Source organism: Pseudomonas sp. NBRC 111133 (assembly GCF_001320605.1).
In the GTDB taxonomy this organism is placed as follows: Bacteria; Pseudomonadota; Gammaproteobacteria; order Pseudomonadales; family Pseudomonadaceae; genus Aquipseudomonas; species Aquipseudomonas monteilii.
Genome location: NZ_BCBJ01000152.1, coordinates 1 through 8,256, shown reverse-complemented (window position 1 = coordinate 8,256; position 8,256 = coordinate 1). Strand labels below are relative to the sequence as shown.

The following is an 8,256-nucleotide window of genomic DNA, read 5'->3' as shown; positions in this document are numbered from 1 at the left end:
GCTGGCGATCCTGATCTTCATGGCTCAGCTGCCCGAGCTGACCAATGTCACCTGGCACGTCTACGCCATGACAGCCGCAGGCCTCGGCATCATTTATCTGTTCCCCTATGTCCCGAAGATCGGCAAGCTCATCCCATCGCCGCTGGTGTGCATCATCGTGCTGACCGCCGTTGCCATGTCGGTTGGGCTGGATATCCGCACGGTCGGTGATATGGGTCAACTGCCGGATACGCTGCCAATCTTTCTCTGGCCTGACGTGCCGCTGACGTTCGAGACGTTGGCCATCATCTTCCCTTACTCGGCAGCACTGGCCGTGGTCGGTCTGCTGGAGTCGATGATGACCGCGACCATTGTTGACGACCTGACCGACACCCCTAGTGACAAGAACCGCGAGTGCAAGGGCCAGGGCGTGGCCAACATTGCTTCGGGTCTGATCGGCGGTATGGCCGGCTGCGCGATGATTGGTCAGTCGATCATCAACGTGAAATCCGGCGGTCGCTCTCGCCTGTCGTCCCTGGCAGCAGGCGTATTCCTGCTGCTGATGGTGGTATTCCTCGGCGATTGGCTGAAGCAGATCCCAATGGCTGCTCTGGTAGCCGTAATGATCATGGTATCCATCGGCACCTTCAGTTGGGATTCGCTGCGCAACCTGAAGAAGCACCCGTTGTCGACCAACATTGTCATGGTCGTCACCGTGGTGGTCGTGGTCGCCACCCACAACCTGGCCTTCGGCGTGCTGGCCGGCGTGCTGCTGGCCGCGATGTTCTTCGCCAACAAGGTTGGCCATTACATGGCAATCAGCTCTTTGCTGGACGAAGCCGGCGAGCATCGTAGCTATAACGTCACCGGCCAGGTGTTCTTCAGCTCGGCAGACAAGTTCGTCGCGGCCTTCGACTTCAAGGAAGCCCTGAACAAGGTAACCATCGACCTGAATCGCGCCCACTTCTGGGATATCACCGCTGTTGCAGCCCTGGACAAGGTGGTTATCAAGTTCCGCCGCGAAGGCACCGAAGTTGAAGTGCTGGGTCTCAACGAAGCAAGCGCCACTATCGTGGATCGCTTTGGTGTTCACGATAAACCCGACGCCATTGATCAACTCATGGGCCACTGAGAAGGAGAACAACGATGACCCAAGTAATTGCCTGTATCGACGGTTCCACCTCGGCTCCAGCTGTGTGCGACTACGCAGCATGGGCCAGTCTGAGCCTGGAAGCCCCGCTGACCTTCTTGCATGTGTTGGATCAGCGCCAGTACCCAGTTGCGGCCGACTTGAGTGGCAATATCGGCCTTGGCAGCCGCGAGCATCTGCTTGATGAGCTTGCTTCCCTGGATGAACAGCGGGGAAAGTTGGCCCTTGAGCAAGGGCGGATCATGCTTGCGGCCGCGAAAGAGCGGGCCATTAAGGATGGCGTGGCCGCGCCGGAGTCCAAGCAACGTCATGGCGATCTGCTGGAAAGCCTGCAAGAGCTGCAAACCGAAACGCGCCTGCTGGTCATCGGTCGCCAGGGCGAGTCTAGTGGCAATCTGAGTCAGCAGGTCGGAAGCCAGCTGGAGAGCGTGATTCGTATCATGCACCGGCCAATCCTGGTTACCCCGGCCAGCTTCCAAAAGCCCAAGAGCGCGATGCTGGCATTCGATGGCGGCGCTACTACCCGCAAGGGTGTGGAGATGCTGGCAGCCAGCCCGCTGCTGAAGGGGTTGCCGATCCACCTGGTCATGGTTGGCCCCGTAAGCGATGAAGCATCTGCACAGCTGGACTGGGCGCAGAAAGTGCTGATCAACGCCGGCTTCACTGTTCGTGCCGAGACCCGGAGCGGTGAGATAGAGCCTACCCTGCACGCCTATCAGAAAGAGCATGGCATTGATCTGCTGGTGATGGGGGCCTATGGCCATTCCCGTATCCGGCAGTTCCTGGTCGGTAGCACCACGACCAGCATGCTCCGCACCACCATCAGTCCGCTGTTACTGCTGCGCTAATGGCCATGGACGACGCCCTCGATCTTGCCCATTTCAAGACCCTGCTGGAACAGCGGGCTGCCGAGCTGGATCGATTGCTGGAAGACGCTGAGTCTCGCTCGCAATCGGTAGAGCTGGATCAAAGCAAGGTAGGGCGTTTGTCGAGGATGGATGCACTCCAGCAGCAAGCAATGAACGATGCCATCCGCAGTCGGGCGCAGCATGAACGCGTCCGCCTCCAACTGGCCCTCAAGCGTTGGCACGAGGGTGAGTATGGCTGGTGTAACCAATGCGGCGAGTTGATCGCCTCGGGCCGCCTGGAATTTGATCCGGCCACGCTGCTGTGCATCACCTGTGCGAGTCGCACTGAGTCGGGTTGAAATCGTCACGATTCGTGGCGTCAGCCCCAATTAACGAGATTTCTATGTATTTGTTGGCAAAAAACTGGCTGGGCCGAACACGGAAAACAAGCGCCTGGATGTGGGCACTGCTGTGCCTTGTATTGCTTACCGTATTCCAAGTCCGCACCCATCACCTTGATGATCGTTTGTACTTCTGGATCAAGACCAGCTGGCACACCGACGATTGGCAGGAGCGCTCTGTGTGGCTGCCTGGCTATCGGGTTGAACTGGATGCTAAGGCGGTTTCCGGTGTGGACAGCAATCTTTCGGGTCTGACCTTTGACCCTGACCTAAACCTGCTGTGGGCGGTCACCAACGGCCCAAACGAACTATTGGCCCTTAGTCGTGACGGTGATGTGGAAAGGCGTTACAACCTGGATGGCTTCCACGATGTGGAAGCTGTGTCCTATGCCGGCAATGGCCAGCTGGTAATCGCCGAGGAGCGCCGGCAGAGCCTGGTTATCGTGGATGTCCCCATCGCCGAAGACGGTAAACTTTCTCCTGGTCGACCATTGAGCCGAGACCAGTATCCAGCTCTCACCCTGGCGTTTGGCAAGGAAGACAACAAAGGCCTTGAAGGGCTCGCCTACGACCTGAAAGGCGACCGCCTGTTTGTGACCAAGGAGCGAGATCCTCGCCAATTGCTGGAAGTGAGCGGCCTTCGTGCCAGCCTGGCCGGAGGCTTTTCCTTGCACGTGCGTGACCTGTCCAGCCTGGTAAAAGACAAGGTGTTTGCGACTGACCTGTCTTCAGTCGTCTTCGATCAACAGAGCGGCCATCTGATATTGCTCAGCGACGAGTCGAAACTGCTGATTGAAATGACCGACGAGGGCAAGGTGGTGAGTTTCCGCTCCCTGGCGAGAGGTTTTGCTGGTTTGCTGAAAGGCATACCCCAGGCCGAAGGCGTAACCATCGACAATGAAGGGTATTTGTACGTGGTCAGCGAGCCGAACCTGTTCTATCGCTTCACCCGTGAACCAGATTGACCAGTCAACAAGCTACAGTCGGGCGTGATCGTGGCGCTTGAAGTGGTGGTCTACGATTTTTGCCGAATTCAGTGGGCTCCCCATCAGGGCCTAGTTGGGCCCTGGTTTCAGAGGGAGTGCGGTGACCTTACCGTTGGCAACCGCCTTCAGCTGAATCATCTCGAATATTAGTCGCTGGTTAACCGAAGCCAGCCGAGCTACCTCCGCTAAAAGCTGATCATTCTCTGCACGGAGCACCCTGTTCTTTTCTTTCTCGCTCATCAACGCTTGATGCTTAGAGTCTCGCTGGGCTCGCACCGACTTGCCAACGATGTTGCGAATCCTTTCCGCTATGCTTGGGTAAGTGTTATGGATGAGTCCCGGAGTCACACCTGCGGCACGGGCAACGGATGTGATGGAAAGCTTTTCGTCACCAGCAATTAGATCGTCGACGACCTTGTTGAGCGCGGCGAGTGTCTTCGACCTGGAGCGAATAGGAGAGTCAGGGCCCACCGCCTGTCTAGTCATTTGCCGCCTCCTCCATTTCCTCAACTGGAGAAAGGCCAAGGCTGGTAATTACATCTAGTGCAACCTGCAAGTCGCGTTCTGCGCGCTGCCTAACAGCGGGGCCTGCATCCTCAATTTTTATCAGCTCTCGCTGTTGAATGTAGATGTCCTGCCAAGTGCTGGCGAAGACTTCATCGATCACCGAATTTTTGCACCCTGGACACCGTGTGGCTTCGTATAGACCAGCACCTCCGCAGCCCCGCTCTGTGGCGATGCACCAGCCGTGTCCAGTCGCACGAATGTTGGCATGTGGGGCGGTCTGGGCAAGCAAAGCAGCTCTATCCTTGATTGGAATCGCCCGCAACTCCACAATCTTTTCGCCAGCGCCCCCTGCCAGTGGCTGATCATCGAGCCATGATTCGATCAGGTCAATTTTAAACTCTGTCATCTGCTGGAAGATCTCATCAAAGAGAGTCAGGTCTTGCTGCGGATTGGATGCATAGAGTTGGGTCATACTCATGCTGCTGTGTTTGAACTGCCATTTGAGGTAGATCAATGAAGTGCGGCCCATACGGGATTCTACAAAGCATCTTGCATATGTTCGCCTGCATTGATGCGTCCTCAACGGCCAATCGCTTCCAGCGGCTTTAGCTATACGGTCAAACGCAGCATTGGATGCTTGCCCGCTGAGAGCCTCAACGTGATGGCTTTCCTGAACTTTCCCTCCTTGTGTGTTTCGTCCCAAAAATAGTTTATTCGCGTCTTTTCGGGCTTTTTCGAGCCTAAGGAGATGTTCAGTTGAATACGAAAAATCCCGATTGCTTGCAAGCTGTCTAATCTCTTCATCCAGCTCTTTTCTGATGGGTACTGAATATTTTGCCAAAAGACTTAAAGCTTCAATCGTCAGTTCTGGTACAAGATATTCGACTTGGCCTTTACCTGTCTTGTGCTCGATTGTGGTCACCCAGCAAAAGGTAACCCCGTTTTTTAACTCTTTGCGCCAAGCGCCAACCTCAATTCCAATTGCCTCGTCATTGCGCATGCCGCTAGTGATTGAAACTATATACAGAACAGCATCTCTGCAACGAATTGCCATCCGTTCATCACTAGGATGATATCCAATACCATTGGCTGCCAATTCGGCCTTCATCTCCCGGACAATGCTTTCGCAATAGTTGAAAATCCTAGATTGTTCATCATGAGGAATAATATCTGTTCGCCCGACGTTTTTAGTGGCAGCACCCAACCCTTTTACATTCGCGACCCCACAAATCCGCCACAATGTCGAATTACCCCAAGGATAACTCTGAATGGGAAACATCGTGTCGGCAGAAAACACCCAAAGAAAATCAATAACCCGTAATCGCCCATACAGCGGGAGAGGCTTTAACTTCAATTCATATTTGCAATGATGAACGTAATTGCTGACATGGATCGGACGGACATCTGCAAAGCTTGAAACTCCTAGATCGTTTAACCAGCGAACAAAAGGCATCGCGCTGACGACGGCGAAAGTAGTAATGCCCCGTGCGATAGGAGGTTTGGATCTAGGCATTCCTCTTTTAAACCAAGCATAAGCAACAGCTTTGCAGTCATCAATAAGCGCCCGAGGCATGCCCATATCCCAGTTGATGAATTTATAAGAATGAGCAACATTGGCCTGATCAAAAAACGGGCGAAGATCCCACTGTGCATCGCCAAACCTGCTAAGAACGAAGGTTTCTCCATCTTCATTAACGATAGCGCTGATCACGATTGCATCCCGCTCTGCGGGACTTAGGCCATTCGCTGAAACTGGTTGTGCGATGAGGACATCATATGCCTTTAACACCGCACTCGTGGTTCTTATGCTCAAATTTCACCGTCCAATTTTTTCTTCATGAACTCGATTTTTTTAGCCCAGAACAAGTGCGGAGATGACTCAGCCTGAGCCCTTGCTTGCGAAACCAATGCAAGATCAAACTTCTGGGTGAAATCATCTATCAATCGAATATAGTCAAACTGACGCTTGCGCCATGCGCCCCACTCGTCCGTGAGAAAGTATTCGACTTCTGCATACAAGAATTGTTGGTAGCTGAACAGCCGGTATAAGTCCTCCAAGGTGCCTACAATTGCATAGCTAGGGCAACCGAGGCAGTGGATGAATTCAGAACAATGATTGACGCCATCCTTTGGTGCCAGACTACCGTAAAGGCTATCTTTGCAGCCGCCTGGCGGGGTTGGTATAACGTTTATGCCACGTAGTTTGTCCGGAAAAGCCTCCCCAACAAATGTCGCCCCGTCGATCTTGATCTCATCGTTGATTTTCAAATAGTGATTATCGGCGACACCAGGGGTATGACCCATAACGGAGGAAACTTCTATAATGTCGCCACCACTCAGTTTCCACAAACGGCTTTCCATAGTCTTTCGCAGCCGACTAAGCGTGACATTTAGCCGATTGCCTTGATCATCCTGAAGCGCATGACGCTCACAAATGCTTTTTGCCGTGACATATAAAGCACCGGGTGTAAGGGTAACGATGTCGTTCGAGCGGCCAGGCTGGCCCGAGCGATATAACCACACACATGAAGATATTTCATCAGGTGCCAGTGCTACGAGTGGCTTAGAAATCTCCAGCGCCTTATTGAGGACTGCCACCCCATCCAGGGGAATAGCACTGTACTCATCTAGCAGATTAGTCTGACGGATTGTTTTGCTCTGTGCGCCTTTACCTCGACGTTTGACGGTAGTAATCAACCTGAGATTAGGAATAAATGGGTGAGGCTGTAGGGCATCCCTCTTCATCTCCAAGAGCGGCGTAGTATTGATTCCAGACCTTGCCGCAGTAATTAGTAGCAATACAGCCATCGCCTCCGCGCCATTTCCAAGGAATGCACCCTTATGGATGGCAATAAGATCTGACTTCAAAGCGCCAATCAGCCTTTGCATTTCACCCAAGGTGAGCGGATCTGCATCTTTAGTGCTCTGCGCATTATTAGGAAATGGATTGAGGGGCAAAAGATCGTCAAGATTGACTTCAATAAATCCATATTCAGCCAAAACAACAACTAACGACTTGAAGCTAGTATAGTAATTCTTGGCTGTCGAGCCGTTAGGGTATTTTAGCCTCAGCCAAGAGACGTATCGCTCCAAGTGGCGTTTGGTAAGACTGTTTGGCGTTGCAGGTGGCGACTTGACCGAACCGCCACTCAAGAAATTTATAAAAAATCTTAGTCCGTTCGTAGAGTAACCAATCAAGGTCGTCACTGAGAAGTTTCCTCCTTGTAGCAAAGCTTTGATAACGTGAAGACTTTGAATTGCCCAAGCATCGAAGCCCAAGCCTAAATATTTCGTATGATCGAGTTGCCTGTGGTTTCTCGGATTTCTCGGCAGGTCAATCTTGATATCATCTTCGACAGCCTCGAATCCTTTTGTAACCGACCGCATAACCGCCTTGTAGCTTTTTTGCCGAGCCAATGGTGCTACCTCAGATACGCGAAACCGAATCAGTCATAAACATCATGTCAATTTCGTCCTCGTGAGCAAGGACGGATTGGGCTTCAAGCTGGTTTATGAGATGCAAATAGATCATAGTTGTTTGCACATCTGAATGCCCCAGCCTATCTCGGACATACAACAATGGCTCACCTTCAAACTCTTTACTTTTTCGAAGAGCAAGCAAGGTATAAGTCCCATAGGTGTGGCGTAGCATGTGGGCCCGAACATAGAAGCCGCACTTTCTTTCATAGGACTTCATAACGTCCACTACGGAATCTTTTGAATAATGCCTGCCTTCATTAGTCAGCAGCAGCGCGGTAACACGTCCATCACTATTGGACTTACGAACCTCTCGTTGGTGAAGGGAGTAAGACCACATGCTCTCCATCAACGACCATGGCACGTCGATAGTTCTAGGCCGGTCGTACTTGATATGCATGTCTGAAGGATCAAGAGCAACACTGATCATTTGCCCTGGGCGCAGTCCCTTCTTCAACCTGGGGTTGAACACATATTTGAGAGGAAAAGACCTCGCCTCACAGGAGCGAAGGCCGGTACGCACCATGAGGTGGAACAATATCTGGTGGCTTGGATCGGTATCCAGGGCAAGGCATACCTTGACTTGATCCTTGGTCAGGAATTTGGTCAAGCGCTTTCGGTCGCGAACCATCACCGAAACTTTCGTGCTCTCGGCTCCGGGCCGAGCGATATGACTGAGAAGACCGGAATGTTGGGCAGCTCTTACCCTTTTCTCACCGAAGGGCAGCACAGTTATCAGGTTGCGCTGCTTAGCCCATCGGTAGAACCTCACGATCAAGGCCAGACGATTGTTCACCGTGCCGGGATCAAGTGCTAATTCTCCGCTCGACCAATCCCTATACCTCGACAGAGCACTCAGACCGTGAGCCGGGCTTTCCTCGTCCCAGGCCAATCCATTGGCTTCCAGG

Annotated in this window: 8 protein-coding genes; 4 read left to right on the top strand and 4 right to left on the bottom strand. The window is 52.7% G+C overall.

What is annotated here, in order from left to right:
* From APH36_RS29255 to APH36_RS29240, 4 genes are all read left to right on the top strand, one after another.
* A partial coding sequence (locus tag APH36_RS29255; protein WP_060501687.1) for a SulP family inorganic anion transporter occupies positions 1 to 1,111 on the top strand: 1,111 nt, incomplete at its 5' end.
* Positions 1,112 to 1,125: 14 nt separating this feature from the next.
* Entirely contained in the window at positions 1,126 to 1,977 is an 852-nt protein-coding gene (locus APH36_RS29250) for a universal stress protein (protein ID WP_004574008.1), read from the top strand.
* Complete coding sequence (locus APH36_RS29245) at positions 1,977 to 2,336, top strand: TraR/DksA C4-type zinc finger protein (protein ID WP_004574007.1); 360 nt, start codon at positions 1,977 to 1,979, stop codon at positions 2,334 to 2,336. The genes APH36_RS29250 and APH36_RS29245 overlap by 1 nt, the downstream gene beginning before the upstream one ends.
* Before the next feature lie 44 nt (positions 2,337 to 2,380).
* Positions 2,381 to 3,343 (top strand): SdiA-regulated domain-containing protein, encoded by a 963-nt coding sequence (locus APH36_RS29240; protein ID WP_014003922.1) that lies wholly within the window; start codon positions 2,381 to 2,383, stop codon positions 3,341 to 3,343.
* A gap of 90 nt (positions 3,344 to 3,433) precedes the next feature.
* Here the strand turns inward: APH36_RS29240 and APH36_RS29235 are convergent, their stop codons facing one another.
* The 4 genes from APH36_RS29235 to APH36_RS29220 all read right to left on the bottom strand — a co-directional run.
* Positions 3,434 to 3,850: a hypothetical protein gene (locus APH36_RS29235; protein WP_004574005.1), complete on the bottom strand. Its 417-nt coding sequence runs from the start codon at positions 3,848 to 3,850 to the stop codon at positions 3,434 to 3,436.
* The gene (locus APH36_RS32270) at positions 3,843 to 5,582 is read right to left on the bottom strand and encodes a tyrosine-type recombinase/integrase (RefSeq protein WP_223198351.1); all 1,740 of its coding nucleotides are present in this window, start codon (positions 5,580 to 5,582) and stop codon (positions 3,843 to 3,845) included. The genes APH36_RS29235 and APH36_RS32270 overlap by 8 nt, the downstream gene beginning before the upstream one ends.
* A 98-nt stretch (positions 5,583 to 5,680) precedes the next feature.
* Positions 5,681 to 7,288 carry a hypothetical protein gene (locus APH36_RS29225; protein WP_014003918.1) on the bottom strand — a complete coding sequence of 536 codons (1,608 nt, stop codon included), beginning with the start codon at positions 7,286 to 7,288 and terminating at the stop codon, positions 5,681 to 5,683.
* Between the two features lie 10 nt (positions 7,289 to 7,298).
* Positions 7,299 to 8,256 (bottom strand): site-specific integrase (locus tag APH36_RS29220; protein ID WP_060501684.1); only part of this gene is annotated, 958 nt, incomplete at its 5' end.